Here is a 328-nt window from a genome sequence, read left to right on the forward strand (position 1 = left end):
TTTCAACAGGCTTCGGTTCGGTCCTCCACCCCGCTTCACCGGGGCTTCAACCTGGACATGGATAGATCGTCGGGCTTCGGGTCTATTGTACGAAACTATGGCGCCCTGTTCAGACTCGGTTTCCCTGCGGCTTCAGACCTCAAAGTCCTTAACCTTGCTACGCACAATAACTCGCCGGCTCATTTTACAAAAGGCATACCGTCACACGCCCCTGCGTCCGAAAACGCAACTCGTGCTCCGATCGCTTGTAGGCACACGGGTTCAGGTCTCTTTCACTCCCCGCCAGGGGTGCTTTTCACCTTTCCCTCTCGGTACTCTTCTCTATCGG

Annotated in this window: 1 rRNA gene; it reads right to left on the reverse strand. The window is 55.5% G+C overall.

The features are described 5' to 3' along the window. Positions 1-328: ribosomal RNA gene (locus EII26_RS13000) — 23S ribosomal RNA — on the reverse strand; the annotation flags it as partial.

The sequence above is a fragment of the Fretibacterium sp. OH1220_COT-178 genome (genome assembly GCF_003860125.1).
In the GTDB taxonomy this organism is placed as follows: domain Bacteria; phylum Synergistota; class Synergistia; order Synergistales; family Aminobacteriaceae; genus CAJPSE01.